At 63.1% G+C, this 25,128-nt stretch carries 26 protein-coding genes; 12 read left to right on the plus strand and 14 right to left on the minus strand.

Features of this window, described 5'->3' with window-relative positions:
* Window positions 1-13 precede the first annotated feature (13 nt).
* The 5 genes from glcF to ABVQ20_RS15390 all read right to left on the minus strand — a co-directional run bounded on the left by glcF (window position 14) and on the right by ABVQ20_RS15390 (window position 6,119).
* Window positions 14-1,339, minus strand: a complete 1,326-nt coding sequence (glcF, locus tag ABVQ20_RS15370; protein WP_354460362.1) for a glycolate oxidase subunit GlcF — start codon at window positions 1,337-1,339, stop codon at window positions 14-16.
* A 10-nt stretch (window positions 1,340-1,349) separates the two neighbouring features.
* Window positions 1,350-2,555 carry an FAD-binding protein gene (locus ABVQ20_RS15375; protein ID WP_354460363.1) on the minus strand — a complete coding sequence of 402 codons (1,206 nt, stop codon included), beginning with the start codon at window positions 2,553-2,555 and terminating at the stop codon, window positions 1,350-1,352.
* Window positions 2,552-3,136, minus strand: coding sequence for an ASCH domain-containing protein (locus ABVQ20_RS15380; protein WP_354460364.1), 585 nt, complete (start codon window positions 3,134-3,136; stop codon window positions 2,552-2,554). The genes ABVQ20_RS15375 and ABVQ20_RS15380 overlap by 4 nt, the downstream gene beginning before the upstream one ends.
* Window positions 3,137-3,140: 4 nt before the next feature.
* A complete protein-coding gene (locus tag ABVQ20_RS15385; protein WP_354460365.1) occupies window positions 3,141-4,637 on the minus strand; it encodes an FAD-linked oxidase C-terminal domain-containing protein in 1,497 nt (498 codons plus the stop codon).
* A gap of 159 nt (window positions 4,638-4,796) precedes the next feature.
* The gene (locus ABVQ20_RS15390) at window positions 4,797-6,119 is read right to left on the minus strand and encodes a DUF3422 family protein (protein WP_354460366.1); all 1,323 of its coding nucleotides are present in this window, start codon (window positions 6,117-6,119) and stop codon (window positions 4,797-4,799) included.
* Window positions 6,120-6,328: 209 nt separating this feature from the next.
* Here ABVQ20_RS15390 and ABVQ20_RS15395 point away from each other — a divergent pair, with 209 nt between their 5' ends.
* From ABVQ20_RS15395 to ABVQ20_RS15405, 3 genes are read left to right on the plus strand one after another with little or no spacing between them, the layout of a single operon-like run.
* Window positions 6,329-7,132, plus strand: a complete 804-nt coding sequence (locus tag ABVQ20_RS15395) for a FadR/GntR family transcriptional regulator (protein WP_354460367.1) — start codon at window positions 6,329-6,331, stop codon at window positions 7,130-7,132.
* Window positions 7,133-7,150: 18 nt separating this feature from the next.
* Window positions 7,151-8,287 (plus strand): alpha-hydroxy acid oxidase, encoded by a 1,137-nt coding sequence (locus tag ABVQ20_RS15400; RefSeq protein ID WP_354460368.1) that lies wholly within the window; start codon window positions 7,151-7,153, stop codon window positions 8,285-8,287.
* 38 nt (window positions 8,288-8,325) lie between these two features.
* Complete coding sequence (locus tag ABVQ20_RS15405; protein WP_354460369.1) at window positions 8,326-9,099, plus strand: metallophosphoesterase; 774 nt, start codon at window positions 8,326-8,328, stop codon at window positions 9,097-9,099.
* A gap of 56 nt (window positions 9,100-9,155) precedes the next feature.
* Here the strand turns inward: ABVQ20_RS15405 and ABVQ20_RS15410 are convergent, their stop codons facing one another.
* On the minus strand, window positions 9,156-9,296 hold the full coding sequence (locus tag ABVQ20_RS15410) for a hypothetical protein (protein ID WP_354462268.1): 141 nt from the start codon (window positions 9,294-9,296) through the stop codon (window positions 9,156-9,158).
* Window positions 9,297-9,576: 280 nt separating this feature from the next.
* Window positions 9,577-10,275, minus strand: coding sequence for a type 1 glutamine amidotransferase (locus ABVQ20_RS15415; protein ID WP_354460370.1), 699 nt, complete (start codon window positions 10,273-10,275; stop codon window positions 9,577-9,579).
* An 88-nt stretch (window positions 10,276-10,363) separates the two neighbouring features.
* Between ABVQ20_RS15415 and ABVQ20_RS15420 the strand changes: the two genes are divergently transcribed.
* Window positions 10,364-10,999, plus strand: a complete 636-nt coding sequence (locus tag ABVQ20_RS15420) for a hypothetical protein (protein WP_354460371.1) — start codon at window positions 10,364-10,366, stop codon at window positions 10,997-10,999.
* 5 nt (window positions 11,000-11,004) lie between these two features.
* On the opposite strand, the gene ABVQ20_RS15425 is transcribed toward ABVQ20_RS15420, so the two are convergent.
* Window positions 11,005-11,400, minus strand: a complete 396-nt coding sequence (locus ABVQ20_RS15425; RefSeq protein WP_435528348.1) for a GFA family protein — start codon at window positions 11,398-11,400, stop codon at window positions 11,005-11,007.
* A 143-nt stretch (window positions 11,401-11,543) separates the two neighbouring features.
* On the opposite strand from ABVQ20_RS15425, the gene ABVQ20_RS15430 reads away from it, so the two are divergent.
* Both ABVQ20_RS15430 and ABVQ20_RS15435 read left to right on the plus strand, forming a co-directional pair.
* A complete protein-coding gene (locus tag ABVQ20_RS15430; protein WP_354460373.1) occupies window positions 11,544-12,278 on the plus strand; it encodes a 16S rRNA (uracil(1498)-N(3))-methyltransferase in 735 nt (244 codons plus the stop codon).
* A 377-nt stretch (window positions 12,279-12,655) separates the two neighbouring features.
* Window positions 12,656-14,029: a glutamate--cysteine ligase gene (locus tag ABVQ20_RS15435; protein WP_354460374.1), complete on the plus strand. Its 1,374-nt coding sequence runs from the start codon at window positions 12,656-12,658 to the stop codon at window positions 14,027-14,029.
* Window positions 14,030-14,031: 2 nt separating this feature from the next.
* Here the strand turns inward: ABVQ20_RS15435 and ABVQ20_RS15440 are convergent, their stop codons facing one another.
* Window positions 14,032-14,721, minus strand: a complete 690-nt coding sequence (locus tag ABVQ20_RS15440; protein WP_354460375.1) for a class I SAM-dependent methyltransferase — start codon at window positions 14,719-14,721, stop codon at window positions 14,032-14,034.
* A gap of 231 nt (window positions 14,722-14,952) precedes the next feature.
* Here ABVQ20_RS15440 and ABVQ20_RS15445 point away from each other — a divergent pair, with 231 nt between their 5' ends.
* Complete coding sequence (locus ABVQ20_RS15445) at window positions 14,953-15,954, plus strand: DUF937 domain-containing protein (protein WP_354460376.1); 1,002 nt, start codon at window positions 14,953-14,955, stop codon at window positions 15,952-15,954.
* A gap of 162 nt (window positions 15,955-16,116) precedes the next feature.
* On the opposite strand, the gene ABVQ20_RS15450 is transcribed toward ABVQ20_RS15445, so the two are convergent.
* The gene (locus ABVQ20_RS15450) at window positions 16,117-16,407 is read right to left on the minus strand and encodes a DUF1127 domain-containing protein (RefSeq protein WP_354460377.1); all 291 of its coding nucleotides are present in this window, start codon (window positions 16,405-16,407) and stop codon (window positions 16,117-16,119) included.
* Between the two features lie 178 nt (window positions 16,408-16,585).
* Between ABVQ20_RS15450 and ABVQ20_RS15455 the strand changes: the two genes are divergently transcribed.
* From ABVQ20_RS15455 to ABVQ20_RS15465, 3 genes are all read left to right on the plus strand, one after another.
* Complete coding sequence (locus ABVQ20_RS15455) at window positions 16,586-17,542, plus strand: LysR substrate-binding domain-containing protein (protein ID WP_354460378.1); 957 nt, start codon at window positions 16,586-16,588, stop codon at window positions 17,540-17,542.
* A 61-nt stretch (window positions 17,543-17,603) separates the two neighbouring features.
* Window positions 17,604-19,169 (plus strand): exodeoxyribonuclease VII large subunit, encoded by a 1,566-nt coding sequence (gene xseA, locus ABVQ20_RS15460; RefSeq protein WP_354460379.1) that lies wholly within the window; start codon window positions 17,604-17,606, stop codon window positions 19,167-19,169.
* Between the two features lie 8 nt (window positions 19,170-19,177).
* Window positions 19,178-20,296 (plus strand): DmpA family aminopeptidase, encoded by a 1,119-nt coding sequence (locus ABVQ20_RS15465; RefSeq protein ID WP_354460380.1) that lies wholly within the window; start codon window positions 19,178-19,180, stop codon window positions 20,294-20,296.
* 55 nt (window positions 20,297-20,351) lie between these two features.
* Here ABVQ20_RS15465 and ABVQ20_RS15470 read toward each other — a convergent pair whose 3' ends face one another.
* From ABVQ20_RS15470 to minC, 4 genes are all read right to left on the minus strand, one after another.
* Window positions 20,352-20,606, minus strand: a complete 255-nt coding sequence (locus tag ABVQ20_RS15470; protein ID WP_354460381.1) for a hypothetical protein — start codon at window positions 20,604-20,606, stop codon at window positions 20,352-20,354.
* Between the two features lie 675 nt (window positions 20,607-21,281).
* Window positions 21,282-21,572 (minus strand): cell division topological specificity factor MinE, encoded by a 291-nt coding sequence (minE, locus tag ABVQ20_RS15475; RefSeq protein ID WP_227348895.1) that lies wholly within the window; start codon window positions 21,570-21,572, stop codon window positions 21,282-21,284.
* Window positions 21,569-22,384, minus strand: coding sequence for a septum site-determining protein MinD (gene minD, locus ABVQ20_RS15480; protein ID WP_354460382.1), 816 nt, complete (start codon window positions 22,382-22,384; stop codon window positions 21,569-21,571). Before minD ends, minE begins: the two co-directional genes overlap by 4 nt.
* A 35-nt stretch (window positions 22,385-22,419) precedes the next feature.
* Window positions 22,420-23,148: a septum site-determining protein MinC gene (gene minC / locus ABVQ20_RS15485; RefSeq protein WP_354460383.1), complete on the minus strand. Its 729-nt coding sequence runs from the start codon at window positions 23,146-23,148 to the stop codon at window positions 22,420-22,422.
* Window positions 23,149-23,486: 338 nt separating this feature from the next.
* Here minC and ABVQ20_RS15490 point away from each other — a divergent pair, with 338 nt between their 5' ends.
* Window positions 23,487-23,783 carry a TFIIB-type zinc ribbon-containing protein gene (locus tag ABVQ20_RS15490; RefSeq protein ID WP_354460384.1) on the plus strand — a complete coding sequence of 99 codons (297 nt, stop codon included), beginning with the start codon at window positions 23,487-23,489 and terminating at the stop codon, window positions 23,781-23,783.
* Between the two features lie 78 nt (window positions 23,784-23,861).
* Entirely contained in the window at window positions 23,862-24,845 is a 984-nt protein-coding gene (locus ABVQ20_RS15495; RefSeq protein WP_354460385.1) for a Tim44 domain-containing protein, read from the plus strand.
* Window positions 24,846-25,128: the final 283 nt, after the last annotated feature.

The following is a 25,128-nucleotide window of genomic DNA, read 5'->3' on the forward strand; positions in this document are numbered from 1 at the left end:
TCGCGAGAGCCGACTATTCCGCCGCGACGAGCGTGTTGTCGGCGACACCTTCCGGCTTCGGACCGCCATAGGCCCAGTCGAGCAGCTTAATCGTGTGCACCACCGGCAGCTTTGCCGCCGAGGCGATCTGGGTGATGCAGCCGATGTTGCCGGTGGCAACTATTGAAGCCCCCGTCGCCTCGATGTTCCTGACCTTGCGGTCGCGCAGCTTTGCCGAGATCTCGGACTGCAGGATGTTGTAGGTGCCGGCCGAACCGCAGCACAGGTGTCCCTCGCGCGGCTCGCGCACGATGAAGCCTGCCTTGGCGAGAAGCTCCTTCGGCTGGCGTGTGATCTTCTGGCCGTGCTGCATTGAACAGGCCGAGTGATAGGCGACGATGGTGCCGGGCTTGCGCACGGGTTCGGGCAGATCGAGACCAGCCAGATACTCGGTGATATCCTTCGCCAGCGCTGACACCCGCGCCGCCTTGTCGGCATAGGCCGGCTCCAGCCGCAGCATGAAGCCATAGTCCTTGATCGTCGTGCCGCAGCCGGATGCGGTGATGACTATGGCATCGAGCCCGCCCTGGTCGATCGCACGCGTCCAGGCGTCGACATTCTGCCTCGCCGAGGCAAGGGCCGCCTCTTCGCGCCCCATGTGATGCACGAGCGCGCCGCAACAGCCCTCGCCTTGCGGCACCACCACCTCGACACCGAGCCGCGTCAGCAGCGAAATCGTCGTGTCGTTGATGGCGGGATCAAGCACCGATTGCGCGCAACCGGTGAGGATGGCGACGCGGCCTTTCTTCGTCCCCTTTCCGGCATGGATGCCGGGAGAGGCCATCGGCGAGGCCATCGGGATCGATGCCGGCGCGAGCTTGAGCATCGCGCCGAGCGGCTTCAGCGCCGGGACCTTTTCGAACAGGCCAATGAACGGCTTGCCAAGCTTGGCCAGCTTGAGCGCGGCGCGGAAACGCGTGGGGTATGGCAGGACGAAGGCGAGCATGGCCCGGGTCAGGCGGTCGAGCAGCGGACGCTTGTAGGTTTCCTGGATATGGGCGCGGGCATGGTCGACCAGATGCATGTAGTTGACGCCCGACGGACAGGTGGTCATGCAGGCAAGGCACGACAGGCAGCGGTCAATGTGGGTGACGATCTCCTTGTCGGCGGGCCGGCCGTTCTCCAGCATGTCCTTGATCAGGTAGATGCGCCCGCGCGGCGAATCCAGCTCGTTGCCGAGCGTCACATAGGTCGGGCAGGTCGCGGTGCAGAAACCGCAATGCACGCATTTGCGCAGGATCTTCTCCGATTCCGCGACATGCGGATCGGCAAGCTGGGCAAGCGAAAAATTGGTCTGCATCGCTGATGTCCTAGGCCATGCGGCCGGGATTGAGGATGTTCTTCGGGTCGAATTCCTGCTTCAGCCGCTGGCTGAGTGCGGCCAGCGCCGGCGCCTGTGGCTCGAACACTGGCAGGGCGGCGCGATGAGCAGGTGCGGCGCGCACCAGCGTCGCGTGGCCGCCGCCATGTTTTCTCAAGAGGCCACGCAGCAGAGCGGCTTCCGGATCGCCCTCCTCCATGCGCAACCAAACCAGCCCGCCCTGCCAGTCATAAAAAGCGTTGACAGCGGCCTGCATGCGCAGCGTCAACACCATCTGGTGGCCCTGGGACGGCGTCATCGATACGCGCCAGACCGGCTTTTCACTGCCGTCGGCGAACGGCCTGCAATCGCACACATCACGCCAGATCACCGCTGAAGTCTCGCCTGAAATCTCTTCCAGCGGCCCGGCATTGCCGAGCAACGTTTTCAGCGCGGCGATGCGATACGCGACGGAAGGGCCAAAGCCTTCGACACGCAACAGCGTCGCGGCTTCGCTGCCAAGCGTACCACCGGCGACACGCGCGGCGATCCGCTCCGGCAGATGGGCCGCGCTCGAGACTTCCGCGCTAGAGCCGAGCGCCAATGCCATGGCGGCGGCCGCCGCATCGTCAAGCAATCCCCTGATTGCCAGCGTGACTTCGGTCTCCGCTGCCGGAAGCACCTTGAAGGTGACATCCGTGAATACAGCCAGCGTGCCCCAGCTGTTGGCCATCAGCTTGGACATGTCGTAGCCGGTGACGTTCTTCACCACGCGACCGCCGGACTTGAAGGCTTCGCCGCGGCCGGAAACCACATTGATGCCCAAGATATGATCGCGCGCGGCGCCCGCCTTCAGGCGGCGTGGACCGGAAAGGTTTGCGCCGAGCACGCCGCCGATGGTGCCTTTTCCGGGCTCGCCGCCGAGCAGGGGGCCGTAGTCCATTGGCTCGAAGGCGAATTGCTGGTCGTTTTCCGCCAACAGCTTCTCGATCTGGGCAATCGGCGTGCCGGCTTTTGCCGACAGCACCAGTTCAGCGGGCTCGTAGAGCGTGACGCCGGACAGTTTCGACAGGTCAAGCGTATGCTCGGTCTGCAGTGGACGGCCGATGCCGCGCTTGGAGCCATGGCCGAGGATTTCGAGCGGCGTCTCTTCCGAAACCGCCCAGGCAACGGTGGAGAGGACTTCTTCTGACGTCGCTGGAGTGAAAGTGGTCAAAGCCTGTGCTCCCGCAGTTTTTCGAGCACGGCCTCGCCCCTTGGCGACAGCCGGTAACCGACATCGAGGCTCTCGGTGAGGCCGAGTTCCTTGAGCTTGCGGACGTCCTGCTTGAATTTCAGCGTCTCGACGCCGGCCCTGGCGGCCAAGGCGCCAGCCCGCACTTCCGGATGGGCACCGATTGCCCGCAGGATCGACGGGAAATAGCCGGGTGCTGTTTTGTCCCAGCGTGCGAAGCGCATGGTCAAGGCGTGCCAATCCTCGTCGGAAAGCACGGCTTCGTCGCGCAAGGCGACGCGCTCGTCGGGTTCGATGCCATTGATCTCGATGCGGAAGACCGGCGTGCCGTCGTCGGGGCCCAGCATTTCCTGAAGCGCGGCGCGTGTCGCGAAGCCGGCCGCGACCGCATCCTTCTCCGTCAATTTGGAAGTATCCGCGATCGTGATGCTACCGATCAGCACCACGCCTGATGCCGTGCGGGTCCGCCCGCCCGCCTTGACCGTCGGCCGCCTCCAGCGGCGGAAGGCGAGCGAAATCTCGCCCGACTCAATCCCCTCAAGGGTTTGTTGCCGAAACAGCATCCGCTCAAAACCTCGGAATGTCCGGAAACGGCAGCTTGCCGCCCGAAATGTGCATGCGTCCGAGTTCGGCACAGCGGCGCAGTTGCGGGAAAACCTTGCCCGGGTTGAGCAGGTGATTGGGATCGAAGGCGCATTTGACCCGCATCTGCTGGTCGAGGTCGACCTGGTTGAACATTTCGGGCATCAGGTCGCGCTTCTCCACGCCGACGCCGTGTTCGCCGGTCAGCACGCCGCCGACCTTGACGCAGAGCCGCAAAATGTCGGCGCCGAAACTTTCCGCCTTGTCAAGTTCGCCGGGCACATTGGCATCATAGAGAATGAGCGGATGCAGATTGCCGTCGCCGGCATGGAAGACATTGGCGACACCCAGACCGTATTTTTCGGAGAGCTCGCGCATGCCGTGCAGCACGCGCGGCAGTTCCTTGCGCGGGATGGTGCCATCCATGCAGTAATAGTCGGGCGAGATGCGGCCGACCGCCGGGAAAGCCGCCTTGCGGCCAGCCCAGAAGCTCAGCCGTTCCTGCTCCGACTGCGAAATGCGGCAAGTGGTCGAGCCATTGCGGATGGCAATCGCCTCAACAGCCGTGATGAGATGGTCGACCTCGACACCCGGCCCATCGAGTTCGACGATCAGCAGCGCCTCGACATCCAAGGGATAGCCGGCGTGGACGAAATCCTCGGCGGCGTGGATGGCCGGGCGATCCATCATCTCCATGCCGCCCGGAATGATGCCGGCGCCGATGATGTCAGCGACGCACTGGCCGCCCTGCTCGCTTGTCGGAAAGCCGATCAGCAGCGCGCTGGCTGTCTCCGGCTTCTTCAGGATGCGAACCGTGACCTCGGTGACGACGCCAAGCAGGCCTTCCGAACCGGTCATCACGCCAAGCAGGTCATAGCCTTCCGCATCGAGATGATTGCCGCCGAGCCGCACCACCTCGCCGTTCATCAGCACCATTTCGATACCCAGCACATTGTTGGCGGTGAGGCCGTATTTCAGACAGTGCACGCCGCCGGAATTTTCCGCGACATTGCCGCCGATCGAGCAGGCGATCTGGGAGGATGGATCGGGGGCGTAGTAGAAGCCCTCCTGCTCGACGGCGGTGGTGATGCCGAGATTGGTGACGCCCGGCTGGGCGATGACCGTGCGATTTGGAAAATCGATCGCAAGGATGCGGTTAAAGCGGCTCATGACCAGCAGTATGGCGTCCTCGAGCGGCAGCGCGCCGCCCGACAGCGAGGTGCCGGAGCCGCGCGGCACGACGCGGATGTTGCGGTCGTTGCAGTATTTCAGCACGCGCGAAACCTGCGCCACGGTTTCAGGCAACACCACGACCAGCGGCAACTGACGATAGGCGGTGAGCCCGTCGCTCTCGAAGGCGCGCATTTCGTTGGTCGCGTCGACGACGCCTTCGCCTGGCACGATGATGCGCATGTCGGCGACGATCTCGTCGCGCCGGCGCATCGTTGCGTCGTCAGGTTTCGGCATGGCCAGGCCGGACATCGACAGCCTCATTCGCTTGACTGGTCAAAATCTTTTACCAGTGAAGCCTGTCCGTTGCAAATCCTGCTTTGGTGGAGAATCCGGCGTCAAGGCCGAGACGAGCTTCCGCAGCGGCAATCTGCCGCTGCCTGATATGCCGCCCGGCCTTTTTGGAGGCGGCTATTCGCCCGGATGCTTGCCGGGCTCTGAGTGCATCAGGCGCACGCGGCGTACGCCCCACCAGACCAGCAGGATGGCGACCGGCACTGAGGCAGCGGTGACGACTTCCGGCGCAAAGGCATGGCCAAAGATCGAGGCGCCCTTGGCGACATAGCCGATAAGCCCGACGACATAGTAGGAGACGGCCGCGACCGAAAGGCCTTCGACGGTCTGCTGCAGGCGCAATTGCAGCCGGGCGCGATTGTTCATCGACGCCAGCAGGTCACGGTTCTGCTTCTCGACCTCGACGTCGACCCAGGTGCGCAGCAGCGTGGTGGCGCGGGTGAGTTTTCGCGACAGATTGGCCTGGCGCTCCTCGACCGAGCGGCAGGTGCGCATGGCGGGCGCGACGCGGCGCTGCAGAAAACCGCCCCAGGTGTCGTAGCCGGGGACTGCCTCTTCCTCCAGCGCTTCCAGCCGCTCGACGACGATGCCGTCATAGGCGCGGCTGGCGCCGAAACGGTATAGGCTGGACGCGGCATCGGCTTCCAGCTCCGCCGCAAGTTCGGTCAGGTCGGCCAGCAGCGTCTGGCTGTCGCGGGTCTCCGCCGCCTTCATTTCAAGCGTGGTCTGGGCCAGCCTGTCCTCGATGCGCCGCGCGCGGCCGGACAAGGTCAGCGCCAGCGGCAAGCCAAGCATGGCAAGCGTGCGGTAGGTTTCGATGTCGATCAGCCGTTGCGACAGCGCGCCGGTACGGGCCGGCGTCAAGCCACGATCGAGCACCAGTATGCGCGTCATGCCGTCGCCGTCCTGGCGGAAGTCAGTGACGATAGCGGCGTTGCCGCGCTCAACCAGCGAATAGCACAGGCTGGTCGGGTCGAAGTCCGCGATCAGTTCCTCGCTTAATTGCGTCCATTTGCGGATTTCGAGCCTGATGCCGGAAATGACGGTGCCCGGCGGGCAAAACCCGTTGCCGAACGGCGAGTCCTCCTGCGCCCTGCTGGTTTCGGACAGCGGTCCTTCCCACAGATAAGTCGAGAACTCGGTATGCCGCTCCCAGCGCAGCGAGCCCTTGCCCCACTTCATCGCATGGTGGCGGGCATGGCGGTCAGGCGCGGCGATACCAAGCCGGCGCGACAGTTCGGAAAGCACCGCATGGTCCACGCCCGAGCCACCCTCGGTCATGAAGGCGAGTTGAATGAGAACACGCGGTTTTTCGATCAGCGGATGCGGCCGGGCGTGGACTTCGCCAAGCGCGCCGGGTCGTCCTTCATGCGCCGGGAAACCCATCACGCTGCCCTTGGCGCGTGGCTGGAATTCGAGATTGGACGGGTCGTCTGACACGGCTGATCCCCCAGGCTTCCTTGAACCATCTTGCAATCGCGTCCCTCTAGAGCCAATAGCCGGATGACGCAAACAGCAAAGTTTAGCCGAAGATGATATGACTTCGGGCGATGAACCCGACATGGCCTGACCAATTGGATAAATAATTTGACCAGTTGGCGACGCAGGCTTTATCCTGCGCGATACCGGTTCAATCCCAGGCACCCCCTTTGAGCGATATCTTTTCAAGGATCGAGCATTCGCGCACCGCCGACGAGGTGGTGCAGCAGATCGAGAACCTCATCCTCGAAGGCGTGCTGCGCACCGGCGACCGGCTGCCGGGCGAGCGCGAGCTGGCACGCCAGTTCGATGTGTCGCGGCCGATCCTGCGCGACGCGCTCAAGGCGCTCGAAGGACGCGGACTGCTGACGACGCGACCCGGCGGCGGCACCCATGTCGCTGACGTCATTGGCCAGCTGTTCACCAAGCCGGTGACGGATCTGATCTCGATGCACCGCAAGGCGGTGACGGACTATCTGGAGTATCGCCGCGAGATCGAAGGCGTGGCGGCCGAATACGCGGCGCGACGTGCCACGGCAGATGATCTGGCGCTGCTCGACCGCATCATGGCGCGCATGGACGAAGCGGACCGTACCGGCGATTTCGACGACGAAGCCGAAATCGATGTCGAATTCCATCACGCGATCTGCGAATGCGCGCACAATATCATCCTCCTGCACACGCTGCGCTCCTGCTACCGGCTGCTTTCGGAGGGCGTGTTCCAGAACCGGTTGCTGGTGTTCAGCGTGCCCGGCGCTCGCGAGGCGCTGCTTGCGCAGCACCGGGCGATCCATGCGGCGGTGAAGGCCGGCGACCCCGCCGCTGCCCGCCAGGCCGCGATGGACCACATCACCTATGTCGAACGGTCGATGGCCGAGGCTGAGCGCAGCGGCGACTGGCAGCGCGTGTCGCGGCTCAGGCTCAGGCAGCGCGCCGACGCCACAGACACCGAACCCGCACGCAAACGCTCCTAATCTCGAAACGGGAAGCCCATGAGCCAAATCCTGACCATCGCCGACCTCAAGGACCTCGCGCGCCGGCGGGTGCCCAAGATGTTCTTCGACTATGCCGACTCGGGCGCATGGACCGAGAGCACTTACCGGGCGAACGAGGAAGACTTCCAGAAGATCAAGTTCCGCCAGCGCGTGCTGGTCGACATGAGCAACCGCTCGCTGGAATCGACGATGATCGGCGAGAAGGTGGCAATGCCAGTGGCGCTGGCGCCAACCGGCCTGACCGGCATGCAGCACGCCGATGGCGAGATGCTGGCGGCACAGGCGGCGGAAGAGTTTGGCGTCCCGTTCACCCTGTCGACGATGAGTATCTGTTCGATCGAGGATGTCGCCTCGGTGACCAAGAAGCCATTCTGGTTCCAGCTCTATGTGCTGCGCGACAAGGATTTCGTGCTCGACCTGATCGACCGGGCGAAGGCTGCGAAATGCTCGGCGCTGGTGCTGACGCTCGACCTGCAGATTCTCGGCCAGCGCCACAAGGATGTGCGCAACGGACTGTCGGCGCCGCCCAGGATGACGCTGGCCAACATCGCCGATATCGCGATGCGTCCGCGCTGGTGGATGGGCATGGCCGGCACGCAGCGCCGCACCTTCCGCAACATTGTCGGCCATGCCAAGGGCGTCGGCGATGTCGCCTCGCTGTCGTCATGGACAACGGAGCAGTTCGATCCGCATCTGTCGTGGAAGGATGTCGCCTGGATCAAGGAGCGCTGGGGCGGCAAGCTGATCCTGAAGGGCATTCTCGACAAGGAGGACGCGCTGATGGCGGCCAAAACCGGCGCCGACGCGATCATCGTCTCCAACCATGGCGGGCGCCAGCTTGATGGCGCATCGTCTTCGATCATGGCGCTGGAGGAGATCGCCGACGCGGTCGGCGACACGATCGAGGTGCATATGGATGGCGGTATCCGCTCCGGCCAGGACGTGCTGAAGGCGCTGTGCCTGGGCGCCAAAGGCACCTATATCGGGCGGCCCTTTCTCTATGGCCTGGGCGCGCTCGGCAAGGAAGGTGTTACCAAGGCGTTGGAAATCATCCGAAAGGAGATGGACATAACGCTGGCTTTGTGCGGAAAGCGGCTGGTCACCGACATGGGCAAGGACCAGCTCCGGCGCTAAAGTCTGGTGACTGTCCGACCACGGAGACGACGCAGGCATTGACGACCCCCGGCATCCACTTCCTCGACGCGCACGGACCGGACGGCGTGCGCCTCTACGCCATCGGCGACGTGCACGGCAGGCTCGACCTGTTGGCCGCCATGCATCACCGGATCGAGGAGGAGATCGAACGGGACTCGCCGACTGACTGGCGCGTCATCCATCTCGGAGACTATGTCGACCGTGGCCCCGATTCCAAAGGCGTCATCGATTTCCTTGTCGAAGCGCGGCAGCGCGATCCCCGTCACCTGATGCTCACCGGCAATCACGACATCGGCTTTCTCGATTTCCTGAGAGCCCCTGATCCCGAGGGGCTTTTCATCCGCTATGGCGGCGTGCAGACGGCGCAATCCTATGGCGTGCCGCTCAACGAAGGCGCCAATGCCTGGTTCGGCAAGGCCGAGACGCTGTTGCGAAAAGGGCATGCGGCGCTGGTCGAGGCGGTGCCGCAGGCTCATGTCGACTTCCTGCGGTCGCTGCCATTCTCGATGACGTTCGGGGACTTCTTCTTCTGCCATGCCGGCATCAGGCCGGGCATTGCGCTGGAAAACCAGAGCCAGCTGGATCTGATGTGGATTCGTGACGTCTTCCACGATCATTCCGGCCTCTATCCGAAGATCGTGGTGCACGGCCACACACCCGTGCCGGAAGCCGAGGTGATGGCCAACCGCGTCAATGTCGACACCCTCGCCTGGCAGTCAGGAAACCTTACCGCACTCGTCGTGGACGGCGCGGATAAACGTATCCTGTCGATGGCCGGTAAACGGGGTTAGAGCGCTGCTGGCGCTTGATCTTTTCGAAAACCGATGCCGGCTTTCGAGAGCGCTTGCTAGCGAAGCGAGGCGGTGACGCCGTAGCCGTCGACGGCGTTGTGGTTGTTGGCTGCGTCGGCGGCATAGATGCCAAGGCCGCAGATCACGATCGCGGACAACATGGCGAAGGACAGAAGCGCTGCTTTCACGGAGGTCATCTCTTGTTGAGCTTCCTGCATCTGTGCATGAGGCGGTTACCAATGCGTTGAAACGAAAAATACGCCTCAAAGTTTCGACGATTTTGCGCTTCTATGTGTGTTCTGTATCGACGGTGTGTCGCGCGGGTCACACAAAAGGTTCATCGCGGTTGCACGGCCGATGCAGAGCGCGTGCCTTCTAGGGCAGCAAGCGGACACACTCCAAGGATGAACGATGTTTTCCCCGGCGGTTTCACCGCCGCGTGCCAATTATGTCACGCCGCATGATGCGGCAGTGCGCTCAGATCGTTGCCACCCAGGCGCGGGCGATCGCCAGGCCGGCGGCGTCGGCGTCCGGTCCGTTGCGGGCCATCTCGCCGTCGAGATTGCCGGCCCAGTCGGGATGGCGCGCGGCAATGACGGGCGCGAACGACGTGCTCCAGTCCTTAACCATCGGCCGGTCGGCCTCGAAATGGAACTGGAAGCCGTAGACGGCGCGGCCGACGCGGAACGCCTGGTTCTCGGCAACATCGTTGCCGGCCAGCCGCACGGCGTTTTCGGGCAGCACGAACGTATCGTCATGCCACTGGAAGATCGGGAATTTTTCGGGAAGCGCGCCGAGCACGGCATCGGTCCTGGCGTTGGGCGTCAGCGACACGCCGCGCCAGCCGAATTCATTGGCGCCGCCGATCTTGTTCTCGCCACCAAAGGCGCGGGCGACCAGCTGGCTGCCAAGGCAGATGCCGAGCACGGCGCGGTCCTTGTCGGCGAAATCGCGGGTCAATTCGAGCAGGGCGGGAAAATAGGGATAGTCATCATCCGCCAGCGCATTCTGGCCGCCGCCCAGCACGACCATGGCGTCGTGTTCGGCCGCATCGTCCGGCAGCGGGTCACCTTTGTAAGGAAGACGCACGTCAAGATCCGCGCCTGCTTCCGCAAGAGCGGCGCCGACCTGACCAAGGCCGGTATTGTCGTAGTTCTGGACCACCAGCACCCGCATCGCAAAACCCTGCTGACATGAAAAAGATGGTGCGAGCGATATCATGCCGCCAGCATCACGGCCAAGATGCGCATTCGGAGAGAAAACTATGCCACTGCAAAACCGGGTAGACCCGTTCGGCGCCATTCACGCTGTACCTGAGCGCGGGCTGTTCACCGGCAATCGCGGCATCATCCACGACCCGGAGACCAAGACACTCCTAAGGAAACGCTGGGCGCTTCAGGCCTGGATCATCTGCGTGTGCGAATTCCGCAATGTGCGGCGCGAGCCGATGGGCCGAAACCGGCTAGGTGGAAAAGCCGGCTGGACGGAGCTTTTCTTTCTGGATGAGGTGACCGCACTTGCTGCCGGGCATCGCCCCTGCTTCTTCTGCCAGCGCGAACGGGCGAAGGATTTTGTCCAGCGCTTCGGCGCGGCCTTTCGCATTGCCGAGCCGCGCGCGCCGCAGGTCGACAAGCGGCTGCACAAGGAGCGGCTGGCATCGGGCGGGAGCGCGATCGGGCTCAGTACGGAGACACTTGCGGATCTGCCGGATGGAACGATGATCTTGTCGGGTCACAAGCCTTACGCGCTTCGTGACGGTTGCGCGCTGCCCTGGAGTTTTGGCGGCTACCAGCCGCCAGTCAGGTTCGGCGATCCGCATCTGGCCGATCCCCTGCTGATCACACCGCCGACAAGCGTGGCCGTGCTTCGCGCCGGATATTGTCCAGTCTGGGCGGCCTGACCGGGTTAATCCAGTTCCGATTGCGGGATCACGCGCACCGCCGGCAGATCGTAATAATCGCCGGCGGATTCCGGGTACAACTGACTTTCCATCTTCAGGCCGGTCTTGCCGTCGATGGTCCCGGCCCAAACGGAAATGAACGGGCTGTCGAACCGACGCCAGAACAGGTTGCCGCCACATACCGAACAGAAACCGCGCTCGGCCTGTTCCGACGACTTGAACCAGCGCAGCGTGTCGCCCGTGATGGTCGCACGCTTCTGCTCGACCTGCGTGGCGGCGACGTAATGGCCGCTGGCCTTCCTGCACTGGTTGCAGTGGCAGGCAACGATCGGGCGCAATTCACCATGCAATTCGTAGCTGACGGCGCCGCACAGACAGCCGCCTCGTGTAATCCTGTCCACTCCAAAGCCTCCGAGCCGCGTTATCCTGCGCTCAAGAGTGCGCGACAGGGCAACAAACCGGCATCGCTATTCCGACAGCGCGGTGTCGTCTTTGAAGCGATGCATATCTTGACGACAGCGACCGGCTCGCCCATTCCTCGGCGATGCGCGCGAATTACAAGATGCAACGGCTGTTCGTCCCGGATGATCTCGGACCAGACATCGCGTTCGATGCCGGTCAGCAGCAAAGCCACTATCTCCAGCATGTGCTGCGACTTGGCGAAGGTGCCGAAATCTTGCTGTTCAATGGCCGCCATGGCGAGTGGTCGGCGACCATTGCAGCGAAATCCAAGAAAGCGGTCAGGCTGAAAGTGCTGGAACTGCAACGACCGCAGCCGCCGCTGCCCGATCTGGTCTATTGCTTCGCGCCTTTGAAGCAGGGACGACTCGACTATCTGGTGCAGAAGGCCGTCGAAATGGGCGCCGGCGTGCTTCAGCCGGCGATCACCCAGCATACGCAAGTGGCAAAACCTTCCATCGATCGCCTGCGCGCCAATGTCATCGAAGCCGCCGAACAGTGCGGTATCCTGGCGGTGCCGGAGGTGCGCGAGGCGGAAAAATTCGAACGCCTGCTGGCGAGCTGGGACAAGGGGCGCCGGCTGATCTTCTGCGACGAGGATGCGTCGACCAACAATCCGCTGCCAGCGCTGCAAGCCGTGCGGGAAAGAAAACTCGGGCTTCTGGTCGGGCCGGAGGGCGGCTTTTCCGACGAGGAGCGCAAGATGCTGCGCGCGCTTCCTTTCGTGACGGCCATCCCGCTGGGATCGCGTATCCTGCGCGCCGATACGGCAGCGGTCGCCGCCCTGGCGGTGATGCAAGCGACGATCGGGGACTGGTAGGGGTTTTGCCTTCTCCCCTTGTGGGAGAAGGTGGATTGGCGCACAGCGCCAAGACAGTTGAGGGGTGCTGGACGGAACACCAACTGCACCAAGCTGGAACACCCCTCATCCGACCGAGCTTCGCTCGGCCACCTTCTCCCACAGGGGGAGAAGGAAGATCCACCCCATCAATCAATTCCTGTTGACGTGTGGCTCAGGATTTTTCGCTTGATCGGCTACTGACATTTCGTCCATCTAGCGCCGGCGGTCGTCCGGCCGCCTGCAGCGCCGCCGTGTCCTTTCGGACTGGCAAAGGACACTGTAGCATTTGGGTTGGCGCATGATCCCTGCCGAAAATCGAGGTCGATTTTCGGAATCATGCGCTGAGAGGGCTTCTCATGGCGCGCGACACAACCGATTTCACGCCGATCGAAGGCATCGACGAACTGGTCGAGCACCTGGCCGAAGGCAACAAGCCGCGCGACAAATGGCGCATCGGCACCGAGCACGAGAAGTTCCCGTTCTATGTCGACGGCAATGCGCCGGTGCCCTATGGCGGCGACCGCGGCATCCGCGCCATCCTCGAAGGCATGCAGCAGAAGCTTGGCTGGGACCCGATCATGGACGCCGGCCGCATCATCGGCCTGGTCGAGCCGACCGGCCAGGGCGCGATCTCGCTCGAGCCCGGCGGCCAGTTCGAACTCTCGGGCGCACCGCTGGAAACGATCCACCAGACCTGTCGCGAGGGCAATGCCCATCTGGCGCAGGTGCGCGAGATCGCCGAGCCCATGGGCATCCGCTTTCTTGGCCTCGGCGGCAGCCCTAAATGGTCGCTGGCCGAGACGCCGAAAATGCCGAAGTCGCGCTACGAGATCATGACGCGCTACATGCCCAAGGTCGGCACCAAGGGACTCGACATGATGTACCGCACCTGCACGATCCAGGTGAACCTCGATTTCGAGAGCGAAGCCGATATGCGCCGCAAGATGCAGGTGTCGCTGAAGCTGCAGCCGCTGTCGACGGCGCTGTTTGCCAACTCGCCCTTCACCGAGAGCCGGCCGAATGGTCTGCAGAGCTGGCGTGGCGATATCTGGCGCGACACCGACAACCGGCGTTCGGGCCTGCTCGAATTCTGCTTCTCGCCCGATTTCGGTTTTGCCGACTACGTCGAATGGGCGCTCGACGTGCCAATGTATTTCGTCATCCGCGACGGCAGTTATCACGACATGACGCACATCACCTTCCGCCAGTTCATGGCGGGGGCCGCGCGCAACGAGGTGCCGGACGGGCTGCCAACGATGGGTGATTGGGCGAACCATCTTTCGACGCTGTTCCCGGACGTGCGGCTGAAGCGTTTCCTCGAAATGCGCGGCGCCGACGGCGGGCCGTGGCGTCGCATCTGCGCGCTGCCGGCCTTCTGGGTCGGGCTGCTCTATGACGAGGCCGCGCTCGATGCCGCCGAGGCGCTGACCGCGAGCTGGACCTATGAAGAAGTGCTGGCGATGCGCAATGCCGTGCCCGAACAGGGCATTTCCGCGCCCTTCCGCAACACCACGCTGCGGGACATCGCCCGCGACGTGCTTGCCATCTCGCGCACGGGGCTGAAGAATCGCGGCAGGAAAAACCGCGACGGCTATGACGAAACCTCTTTCCTCAACACGCTGGACGAAGTCGTCGCGCGCGGCACCACCAGCGCCGAGGAGATGCTGTCGGCCTACCACACCCGCTGGGGCGGCTCGATCGAGCCGGTATTCATGGAATACGCTTACTAAGATCAGGCATCGAGCTGACGTTTGCCGATTGCGAATGTCGCGAAAAGCGCACGGACACACGAGATCACATTCCGGGGCCGAGACGAGCGCGACCTCGCCTTCCTGATGACGACCTGATAGCCACGATGCACGTCCTGGAATTGGCCTTCTATCGATCCAAGGAACGCATCTATGCCGGCCTTCGGTCGATCCTCGACAGGCTCGTCTGGCATCCAGAGATAGTCGTCCAGAATCATGGTGCCGCCCGGTTCCAGAACCCGCCAGGCCAAAGACGCATCGGCAAAACTGTTCGCGGCACGGTGATCGCCGTCAACATAGACCAGCCCAAATGTCCGGCTCTCCCGGCGAAGTCTCGGCAGGATTTCAATCGACAGTCCCTTGAGCTTCTCCAGCCTGCTTCCGAAGGGTGCGAGATTGTCGTCGAATCTTGATTCGACGAAGTTCATATCCGCCTCATATTGAGAACCGCTTGTAAGATGCTCCTGGTTCCCCGCGAATGTGTCGACACATGTAATTTTTGATCGCTCGAAAAACGACAAAAAGAATATCGCCGACAGTCCTTCGAAGGAGCCGATCTCAAGTATTTCAATTTTCCTGTTCTTCATTCTTTCAAACAGGTGCTCCCATTTCGGGATATGCGAAGATGTCCAATCATGCGAAAATTTCTTTTCCGCAAAATAATCCTGGCTCAAATTCGGCTCCGATCGGTACCGGGTTTCCTTCTTTTCGTTCTCTCATCGTTTCGCAAGCCAGAGCAAGGCGCATGTACGCGGGAAGCACAGCGTTTACCGCAATGTGGAAAGCCTCATCCGAACGTTTGACGTTTGCGTGCGGGGAGATGCTCTCGCACCCGTGTCGGCCCTTCAACCAAACCGGGAAACGGGTTAGGCTTCGGAAGGCACGGAACTTTCGAGGAGAAATCAATGCCTTCCTTGTTCGACATGCTGGCGCAGGCCCAGAACGGCAACGGAATGGACGCGCTTGCCCGGCAGTTCGGGCTTTCGCAACAGCAGGCGCAATCGGCTGTCGCCGCCTTGCTGCCGGCCTTTTCGCAAGGGCTGCAGCGCAACACGGCGGATCCTTACGGGCTCGGCGCCTTCATGACGGCGATGGCCAGCGGCCAGCATGCCCAATATTTCGAGGACGCGACCAGAGCCTTCTCGCAGCAAGGCGTCGACGAGGGCAACGGCATTCTGGGACATCTGTTCGGCTCGAAGGATCTGTCGCGCGCAGTTGCTGCCCAAGCCGCGCAGGCCAGCGGTGTCAGCCAGCAGGTGTTGCAGCAAATGCTGCCGGCAATCGCCACGATGTTGATGGGCGGACTGTTCAAGCAGACCACCAATCAAATGCAGGGCGCCGGAGGATTCGGAGCAGCCAGCAATCCACTCGGCGAGATCATCGAGCAGATGATGCGGCAAGGTGGAGGCATGCAGGCTCCGCAACAGCGCCAGGCGCCGCCACCGCAGAACCCAATGGAAAATCCGCTTGGCAAGGTGCTGCAGGACATGTTCGGCGGTGGCGCACAGCAGCCGCCAAGCCAGCCGCAGCAGACGCAGAATCCCTATGGTGACAATCCGCTCGGCAAGGTGCTGCAGGATATGTTTGGAGGCGGCGCTCAGCAGCAAGCGCGACCCCAGCCAACGCAGAGCCCTTATGGCGACAATCCGCTCGGGAAGATTTTCGCGGATATGCTGAAGCCAGGCGGCGGCTTCGGCATTCCTGGCGCGCAGCCGGCGCCGCCGCAGCCACAAGCGCCTCCGCAGCCGGCGCCCCAACCGCAGACCAACCCAAGCGGCAGGCCGCGAAACCCGTTCGACGATCTGTTCGGCAAGATGTTCGAGACCGGCGCCCAGCAGCGCGACGACTACCAGAAGGGCATGGAATCGATCTTCGATCAGTTCAAGCGCGGAATGGACCGGCGGTAAGACCGCCCCTCCAAAAAAGAAAAGCCCGGTCCTGGGAGGACCGGGCAGCGCGCAGGCGGGCCGGTGGGGATACCGGCAGGGAGTGGGGAGCCTGCGATGGTTGTTGGTCGCGTCGAACTTCAGAAAGGTTCACGGCAACCGAAACAATCGACAACAACGTAATCAGGCGACCTTGCGGGCGAGATCCTCGATGGTCTCGGCACGCTCGACCGCGATAGAGCGGAGCCTCACCGTCGGATCGCTGCCGAACGGCACGTCGATGGCGACATGGAGGTCGGCGCGCGTCAGGCCGATATCGGCGAGTTCGGAGTCCGACATCTCGCCGAGGCGATAGAAGGCACGACGGTTTTTCCAGGCGCGGTAGAAATTGAAGACGGTATTGGCCACGCGCATCGCAACGGCCGGACGCGAGGTGATGCGCGAGGTCTCGGTGGCGAAATCGAGCGTGGTCATGTCGGTCTCCTTTCAGACTCGAACGTGCGAAACCCAACGATCGGCGCTGGCGACAGCGGCCGTTCCGGTCTCGATTCACATGCCTTCATGTGGATGATGCGAATTTGCCATCGTCTGATTGATTAATCCAACGAATGTTTCTAATCTTTAGCATCAACAACAATGATGGATCATGCCGATGAAAGCGCCGCTCGATCTCGATCAGTTGCAGACCTTCATCTCGATTGCCGATACCGGCAGCTTCACGCGGGCAGCCGAAGAGGTACACCGGACCCAGTCGGCGGTGTCCATGCAGATGCGGCGGCTGGAAGAGCGGATCGGCAAGCCGCTGTTCGAGAAGGACGGTCGCACCAACAAGCTGACCGAGGAAGGCGACAAGCTGCTCTCCTACGCAAGACGGCTGCTCTATCTCAACCGAGAAACGCTGGCCGCCTTCGACGACCGGCGGCTTGAGGGCACGATCCGCATCGGCACGCCCGACGACTACGCCGATCGCTTCCTGCCCGAGATCATGGCGCGCTTTACACGCTCCAACCCGCGCGTCGAGCTGACCGTCATCTGCGAGCCGACGCCGGGGCTGGTCGAGCATATCAAGCGCGGCAATCTCGATCTGGCGCTGGTGACGCACAACGACACGCGCGGCCAGTCGGAAGTGGTGCGGCGCGAGCCGCTGCTGTGGGTCACGTCCGCCAACCACGCAACGCATGAGCAGGAGACGCTGCCGATGGCCTTCGGCCGACCGAATTGCATCTGGCGGCGCGCCGCCGTCGATGTGCTCGACCGGCAGAACCGCGACTATCGCATCCTGTTCACCAGTTTTTCCGCGACCGTCATCACTGCCGCCGTGCTGTCAGGCCTGGCGATCTCTGTGCTACCGGAATGCGCGCTGCGACCCGGCATGCGCGTGCTGGGCGAGGCCGACGGTTTTGGTGCCCTGCCCGATTGCCGTATCGGCATCATGCGCGGCCAGACGTCGCGGCCGGAGATCGTCGACGCGCTGGCGCGCCATATCTCGGAAAGCCTCGACAACATTTCGGTGCCGACCGGCGAGGAGACAGGGACATTCGACTTCGCGGCGCTGGCCTTCAGCAAGATGAAGCGGACCAAGCCCAACCAGATCCTGCCCGGCTGGTAGGAAGAGCGGGACGAGGACACAGGCGTCTTGACGCGGACGGCCAAGGACGCGCCAATCAGCTATGAGCGACGCAGCATCCGAATCACGCACGAACGCCGCCGAATACACGGTGAGCGAGATTTCCGGCGCCCTGAAGCGCACGGTCGAGGACGTCTTCGGCAATGTGCGGGTGCGCGGCGAGATTTCGGGCTATCGCGGGCCGCATTCCTCCGGCCATGCCTATTTCGCGCTGAAGGATGATCGCGCGCGGCTCGACGCCGTGGTGTGGAAGGGCACGATGAGCCGGCTAAAATTCCGCCCCGAAGAGGGGATGGAGGTGATCGCCACCGGCAAACTCACCACCTATCCCGGCAAATCCAACTACCAGATCGTCATCGACAATCTTGAACCTGCCGGCGCCGGCGCGCTCATGGCGCTGCTGGAAGAGCGCAAGCGCAAGCTGCAGGCCGAGGGCCTGTTCGATACCGGCCGCAAGCGGTTGCTGCCTTTCATGCCGCGCGTCATCGGCGTGGTCACCTCGCCGACGGGCGCGGTGATCCGCGACATCATCCACCGGATCAAGGACCGGTTTCCGCTGCATGTGCTGGTCTGGCCGGTGCGCGTGCAGGGCGAAACGGCGGGCGCGGAAGTGACCGCCGCCGTCAATGGCTTCAACGCGCTGGCATGGGACGGCCCGATCGCGCGCCCGGACCTGTTGATCGTGGCGCGCGGCGGCGGCAGCCTCGAGGACCTCTGGGGTTTCAACGACGAGGCTCTGGCCCGCGCTGTCGCTGCCTCCCACATTCCGGTTATTTCAGCGGTTGGCCACGAAACGGACTGGACGCTGATCGACCTTGTCGCGGATGTGCGGGCGCCGACACCGACGGGCGCCGCCGAAATCGCCGTGCCTGTGCGGGCGGATCTCGAAGCGACGCTTGCCAGCCTTGGCGCGCGGCTCAAGGCGGCGGTGTCGCGCAATTTCGAACGCAAGCGGCAGGCGGTGCGGGCGGCGGCCCGTGCCCTGCCGTCGCCCGATCAACTGCTGGCGCTGCCGCGCCGACGCCTCGACGAAGCGACAAGCCGGCTCGGCCGGGCGCTGTCCGTCAGCGTCGACCGCAAGCGGGCGCGGCTCGCGGCGCAGCGGTTGACGCCGGCCACCCTGTCACGCCGCATCAATGAAGCCCGCACGCTGACAGGCCGTGACCTCGCCCGTGCGCAAGCGGCGTTCTTCGCCATAGTGCGTGAACGGCGCGCGCGATTTTCGCGTAGCGCGCCCCGGCTGTCGCCGGCACCGATCGAACGACGCCAGAAGCTGCAGGGTGATGCGCTGGCGGCGCTGGCTCGGCGGCAGGACCGGGGGATTTCGGTGCGGCTCGAGCGCCTGCGTGGACAACTGACGCAGGCCGAACGCCTGCTGACCACGCTTTCGCACAAGGCCGTGCTGGCGCGGGGCTTCGCATTGGTGAAGGACGCCGATGGCGCCGTGATCAAGCATGCCGCCGATGTGGCGTCCGGGATGGCGCTTTCGCTGGAGTTCGCCGATGGCATCGCCGATGCGGTCGCCACAAGTGGCCCCGTGCGGCCAAAACCCGCTGTGAAGCCGGCGGCCAAGGTCAAGGAACCCGGCAACCAAGGCTCCCTGTTCTGAGTGCGATCATGACCGATAATCCGCATCACCTGAAAACGCCGTCAGGCAAGCCGCGCGCCCGAAGCTTCAGCATTACCTTCGACGGGACGCCCGGACCGTTCAACGCCATCACCGACGTGCCGGGTGTCTCGGTTGGCTATTCGACGCTGATCGAGGGGGACGGCCCGCTCGTCGTCGGCAAGGGACCGGTGCGCACCGGCGTGACCGCCATCCTGCCCCGTCCACGCGACAAACTTGCCACGCCGGTTTTCGCCGGCATTTTCAGCCAGAACGGCAACGGTGAATTGACGGGGTCGCATATCGTCGAGGAAACCGGCGCCTTCAATTTCCCGATCACCATCACCAACACGCATTCCTGCGGCGTTTCGCGCGACGGAACGCTGCGCTGGATGCACCAAGTGCTGCCGGCGGCTCTCGACAGCGCCTGGGGCCTGCCGGTGGCGGCGGAAACCTATGACGGGTTTTTGAACGATATCAACGGCCACCATCTGACGTTCGACGACGTTGCCTCCGCGCTCGATGGCGCGACCGACGCAGCGATCGAGGAAGGCAGCGTCGGCGGCGGCACCGGCATGATCACTTTCGGCTTCAAGGCGGGTTCAGGCACCGCATCGCGTGTCGTCAAATGGCAGGACAACAGCTATACGGTCGGCGCGTTCGTGCAGTCGAATTTCGGCAAGCGGCGCAACTTCACCATTCGCGGCGAGCGCGTCGGGCTCGACCTGACGGAGCCGGCGATCCGCGAAGGCACGCCACGCGCCGAAAAAGGCTCGATCATCGCAATCATTGCCACCGATGCGCCATTCCTGCCGCACCAGATGAAGCGGCTGGCCCGCCGCGTGCCCATCGGCGTCGCCATGACAGGCGGCTTCGGCTACCACAGTTCGGGCGATATCTTTCTTGCCTTCTCGACCGCCAATCCCGGCGCGGCATTGGCGCCGTCCGGCCATATCGCCAACGCCGACTTCATCCCCGACACCGACATCGACCCGTTCTTCGACGCCGTGATTCAAGGCGTCGAGGAAGCCACCCTCAACGCGCTGGTGGCCAATGATGACATGACCGGCCGTGACGGCAATTTCGTGCCGGCCCTGCCGAAGTCGTGGCTGAGAAATAGATTTGGCTGAAACGAAGACGCGAGCCGAATAGGCCCGCGCACTCAAGGTAGGTTATCCCGTCCGGTCATTCAGCGGCTTTGCCCGCAGGCTGATGGCTCTGGTCAGCTTCGGCAGCTTCTTCGAGACGCGAAGCGATAAGCTCCTGGATGTCGCCGACCTCTTCCTGGATATCCTCCAGGGGTATGCCGGCTTCGGCCGCCTTGGCGGCGCATTCCCTGGCCAGGGTCTCAGCCTGCTTTTCGATCTTGATCGCCGAGGGCTGGCAATGGACCTTTTCGCCGATCCATCCCCGCAAGAATTCGATCGCGTGTTCACTCATACTGCTGTTCCCTGGCGGCAATGCCGGTTGGTAATCATAAACGTGAACACCCGCAAAAGGATGCAGGTCCCATTCCAGCCGAGTCGCTGTCGCCCGGCAAGCCGATGTTATCCAAGCTCCACAGAGCCGAAGGAAATCGAGGTTTCAAGGAACACGTCTATCGTTGAGATGATTGTTACCGCTGGCTGGGATCAAGCCCAGAATCGTGCCGTTGTTTCTATTTGCTTTTTTCCGGTTTTCACGCCGATTTGCATCACAATAGTTGTCACAATACAGAGCACGTTCACAGCTGCTTCATGGGCGCATCCCGAAGGCGCGCGGTCGAAGCCGCCGCTATATAGTGACATCCTCACATAATGTCGACTCTCGTTCCACAGCTGCTTCTTTCCGCCGCGTCATGGGCAAAACGACTGCGTCGTTTGAGAGCCTGCATCGGCCCGGGGAGGCCGTGCGCAACGACATTTCATCAGGTGGAGATTGCTGAAGCCGCGGGCAAGGCTCCGGCTGGTTGAGGTCCTGGTCGGGTCAACCGATGGAACTGCAAATACGTGGATTGTACGGCAGCGGAAATCCAGCAGCTATCGCGGCCTTCGGATGGTTTTCCGAAGGCCGCCTGCCTGACAGGCCAGTTTGAATTCCGGCCCCTGGGGGTTGCCGGCAACGAAGAACCGCTGGTCAAGCCAGCAGTGGCATCTCTTTGGACTGGGTGGCCAGCACGGTGCTCTTGTTGGGGATCTGGATATCGATCTCCAGCGTCGACATTGTCTCGCCGCGGTCCATGCTCACCTGCAGATAGTCCTGGTCGATCTGAACGTGCCTGGCAATGACGGCCATGATCTCCTCGCGCAACACGGAGACGAGATCGGGCTGGTTGCGGTTGCGGCGTTCGTAGGCCAGCAGGACTTGCAAGCGCTCGCGCGCCACAGGCGCGCTGCGGCGGCGCTTGAAGAGGTCCAGAAGCATCATGCCGCCCTCCTTCCCAACAGCCGATCGAGGAAGCCCTTCCGCTCGAAAGGCACCACAACCGGGAAATCCTCGCCTTCAAGCCGCCTTGCCGCGTCGATGTAGGCGCGGGCAGCGGAATTCATGGTCTCGCTAAGCGTAACCGGCGCGCCCATGTTGGATGCGCGCAAGATGTCCTGGCTCTCCGGAATGATCCCCAACAGCGGCGTGGACAGGATTTCCAGGACGTCATCGATGCTGAGCATTTCGCCGCGAGAAGCGCGCGCCGCGTCGTAACGGGTGACCAAGACATGCTTCACGATCGACTCGCCCTGCTCCGCCTTCATGGTCCTGGCGTCGAGCAGCCCGATGATGCGATCGGAATCGCGGACGGAACTGACTTCCGGGTTGGTCACGATCACCGCCTCGTCTGCGAAGCGCATAGCCAGTTGCGCGCCTCGCTCGATGCCGGCCGGACTGTCGCAGAAGACGTAGTCGAATACCGAGCGGAGTTTGTCGATCACTTCGCCGACGCCCTCCTCGGTCAGCGCATCCTTGTCGCGCGTCTGCGACGCCGGCAGCAGGAACAGTGATTCGACCCGCTTGTCGCGGATCAGCGCCTGCGAAAGCTTGGCCGTTCCCTGGATGACATTGACGATATCGAACACGACCCGCCGCTCGGCGCCCATGATCAGATCGAGATTGCGCAGCCCGACATCGAAATCGACCAGGGCCACCTTCTTGCCGGTCTTCGCGACCGCCGCTCCAAGGGCGGCCGTCGAGGTGGTCTTGCCGACGCCTCCTTTGCCGGAAGTGACCACGACTACTTTGCCCATGTTTAATGCCTCCATTGTTGTTGCTTGAGCGATTGTTAGGCGAACGATGCGATGCGCAGCACGTCGTTTTCGAGAAAGGCCTGTATCGTCCGTCCCCGCGAAGACGGTTCCATCTCCTCGGCCGTGCAATACCAGCCGTCGACAGACAGTAGTTCGGCTTCGTTCTTGCGGCAGAAGATACGAGCCCCGGCATTTCCCTGGGCGCCGGCGGAAGCGCGCCCACGCAGCGTGCCGTAGACGTGGATGGATCCCCCGGCGATGATCTCGGAACCGGACGCGACAGAGCCGAGAACGATCACATCGCCATGCGGATGAATGATCGACTGGCCGGATCGTATCGGCGACTTGATCATCAACGAGCTCGGCGACTGCGGTTCCTTGACCTTGGGCTGCGCGGCGGCCTTCTCGTTCTGCTCCGGCTGCTGCATGAGCAGCGCGTCGCCCATGGCTTCCTTGGCTCCGGTAAGCCGGGGCGGCAAGTCGGCGCCCAGCGTGGTATCGCTGTCAGCTTCTATCGCATAGACGCGTATGCCACGCTCGCCAAGTTCCGCGATCAGGCCAGCGATCTCGTCCGCCAGCGGCTTCAACATGTTCAGGTCAAGCACGACCGGGCGGCCGGCAAAGAAGCCGGGAGAGTTGCCTACCCACTGATCCAGGTCCTGCAGCCAGTCACTCAAGGGCGCTTCGGGGGTGAGCGTGAAGGCCACAAACGAGCGCGCCCGAAAGCGTATGGATTTCTTCTGGATGGGAGTGGCGCAGGTCACGCGGGCGATTCCTTACTGATTGGTTAAGGCTAGCCAGCGATGGTTAACGAAAAGTAAATATCGAGGTCACGGAGGGCTTTTTGGCGTAACCATTTCCCGACAATTTTGGCCGGATGGACCGAGACGCCTTGCGACGCGCGGACCCTTCGCAACCAAATTCACCGCCGGAATCCAATTTGGCCCTTGAAAGCGCAACCCATCGCTCCCAACTCTGCGGTGCGGGCCGGGCCCCTCTGACTGTCGCCATTGGCGATTGTGATGTCGGACCGCAGTAACGGGCCCCATTTCATACCTTTCGGTCAATCGGGCTCATTCCTTATTCGGTCGGAGATCCCCGCATGACATCATCTATCCTAGGCCTGGCTTGCCCCACCTGCCGCGTCGCGCTCGTGATGAGCGAACGGCAAGGCATCGAAATCGACTATTGCCCGCAGTGCCGTGGCATCTGGCTTGATCGGGGAGAACTCGACAAGATCATCGAGCGCGCCGGCAAGGAAGCCGCGCCCGCGCCACAGGCACCTCCCGCATACGCCCAGCCACAGCACAGCCGGGGCCGTGATGACGACTACTCCCGCTCACAGGGACATCACTACCCGAAGCGGAAGAAGTCATTCTTCGAAGAGCTGTTCGACTGACCTTTGAGACCGCTGGTCCCTCACGGGCCGGCGTTGCCGAGACCTTGCCAAACTGCCGCCGTGGAGGGCCGCCTGACCATGATTTCAAGAACAAACCGATTTGCCGCGCTGCTTGCGGGATTATTCCTGGCCTTTTCGTTGGTCGCGATCGATCACGCCGAAGCGCGGCGCGGCGGCAGTTTCGGCAGCCGAGGCACGCGCACGTTCCAATCCGCCCCGCCCACGAACACCGCGCCGGCGCAGACCGCTCCGGTCGAACGCTCGATGACACCCAACACCGGGACGAACACCGCGGCTCGACAGCCGCAGGCCAGCCCGCAGCGGCCGGGCTTCATGAGCGGCTTCGGCGGGACGATGATGCGCGGTCTGCTGCTTGGCGGCCTCATCGGATTGCTGGTCGGGCAAGGGTTCGGCGGCCTCGCCGGCATGTTCGGGTTTCTGCTTCAGGCGCTGCTGATCGGTGGCGCGATCATGCTGGCCATCCGCTTCTTCCGCTCGCAGTCCGCGCGCGGCCCTGCCTTTGCCGGGGCCGGGACTGCCGGAGCTTCGGGATTTGAAAACCGTGCCGCCACGCCGCGCGACATGGGAAATGCGCCTTCCTTCACGATTCCCGGCTTTGGCGGCGGCTCGGGCGGAAGCACCCCGGCCGATTCAGACGAGATCACTCTAGGCCGGAGCGACCTCGACAGCTTCCAGCAATTGCTGACCGAGGTGCAGGAAGCCTTCGGGCGCGAAGACCACGCAGCGCTGCGCCGGTTGGTGACGCCCGAGATGGTATCCTACCTGTCCGAGGAACTGGCGGACAATGCCCAGAAGGGGGTCAAGAACGAGGTGACGGACGTCAACCTGCTGCAGGCCGACATTGCGGAAAGCTGGCGCGAGGGCGACCGCGACTATGCCACCGCCGCATTGCGCTACGAGTCCCGCGACGTGACGCGCGAGCGGGCCAGTGGCAAGGTCGTCGACGGCAACGCGGACCACCCGACCGAAACGACCGAGTTGTGGACGTTCACGCGCCAGAACGGCTCGGACTGGAAGCTCTCGGCCATACAGCAGGCCTGATCGCCGCGATCGGCCGGCCGGATATGTCTCTGACAATGGCTGGCTGATCCTTCACCCCATCGACCCGCGCCTCGCAATCAAGCATCTCAGCTTGATTGCGAGGCGCATTTTTATGACGACACGATCCCCCTCCCCGCAAATCCTGACAGGGTCGGCGTCTCGCTTTGCCCAGGCACAGTGTGATCCCGGGATTGGCCCTTGAACGCTCAAGTCGGACCCGCGTAACATCGCGATATCTGAATTGAGTCTGCTTCATTCGTCCGGGCTAGTGCCCGGATGGGTC

Origin of the sequence: Mesorhizobium shangrilense (assembly GCF_040537815.1) — a bacterium.
GTDB lineage: Bacteria > Pseudomonadota > Alphaproteobacteria > Rhizobiales > Rhizobiaceae > Mesorhizobium > Mesorhizobium shangrilense.

Bases quoted from the DNA above. Each gene is read 5' to 3' on its own strand.
- ABVQ20_RS15420 (WP_354460371.1), top strand. From the start codon at position 10,364: ATGCCACTGCAAAACCGGGTAGACCCGTTCGGCGCCATTCACGCTGTA.
- ABVQ20_RS15385 (WP_354460365.1), bottom strand. From the start codon at position 4,637: ATGTCCGGCCTGGCCATGCCGAAACCTGACGACGCAACGATGCGCCGG.
- ABVQ20_RS15450 (WP_354460377.1), bottom strand. From the start codon at position 16,407: ATGACCACGCTCGATTTCGCCACCGAGACCTCGCGCATCACCTCGCGT.
- ABVQ20_RS15380 (WP_354460364.1), bottom strand. From the start codon at position 3,136: ATGCTGTTTCGGCAACAAACCCTTGAGGGGATTGAGTCGGGCGAGATT.
- ABVQ20_RS15455 (WP_354460378.1), top strand. From the start codon at position 16,586: ATGAAAGCGCCGCTCGATCTCGATCAGTTGCAGACCTTCATCTCGATT.
- ABVQ20_RS15410 (WP_354462268.1), bottom strand. From the start codon at position 9,296: ATGACCTCCGTGAAAGCAGCGCTTCTGTCCTTCGCCATGTTGTCCGCG.
- ABVQ20_RS15430 (WP_354460373.1), top strand. From the start codon at position 11,544: ATGCGCGCGAATTACAAGATGCAACGGCTGTTCGTCCCGGATGATCTC.
- ABVQ20_RS15445 (WP_354460376.1), top strand. From the start codon at position 14,953: ATGCCTTCCTTGTTCGACATGCTGGCGCAGGCCCAGAACGGCAACGGA.
- ABVQ20_RS15415 (WP_354460370.1), bottom strand. From the start codon at position 10,275: ATGCGGGTGCTGGTGGTCCAGAACTACGACAATACCGGCCTTGGTCAG.
- ABVQ20_RS15495 (WP_354460385.1), top strand. From the start codon at position 23,862: ATGATTTCAAGAACAAACCGATTTGCCGCGCTGCTTGCGGGATTATTC.
- minE (WP_227348895.1), bottom strand. From the start codon at position 21,572: ATGATGCTTCTGGACCTCTTCAAGCGCCGCCGCAGCGCGCCTGTGGCG.
- ABVQ20_RS15465 (WP_354460380.1), top strand. From the start codon at position 19,178: ATGACCGATAATCCGCATCACCTGAAAACGCCGTCAGGCAAGCCGCGC.
- xseA (WP_354460379.1), top strand. From the start codon at position 17,604: ATGAGCGACGCAGCATCCGAATCACGCACGAACGCCGCCGAATACACG.
- glcF (WP_354460362.1), bottom strand. From the start codon at position 1,339: ATGCAGACCAATTTTTCGCTTGCCCAGCTTGCCGATCCGCATGTCGCG.
- ABVQ20_RS15400 (WP_354460368.1), top strand. From the start codon at position 7,151: ATGAGCCAAATCCTGACCATCGCCGACCTCAAGGACCTCGCGCGCCGG.
- ABVQ20_RS15490 (WP_354460384.1), top strand. From the start codon at position 23,487: ATGACATCATCTATCCTAGGCCTGGCTTGCCCCACCTGCCGCGTCGCG.
- ABVQ20_RS15435 (WP_354460374.1), top strand. From the start codon at position 12,656: ATGGCGCGCGACACAACCGATTTCACGCCGATCGAAGGCATCGACGAA.
- ABVQ20_RS15470 (WP_354460381.1), bottom strand. From the start codon at position 20,606: ATGAGTGAACACGCGATCGAATTCTTGCGGGGATGGATCGGCGAAAAG.
- minD (WP_354460382.1), bottom strand. From the start codon at position 22,384: ATGGGCAAAGTAGTCGTGGTCACTTCCGGCAAAGGAGGCGTCGGCAAG.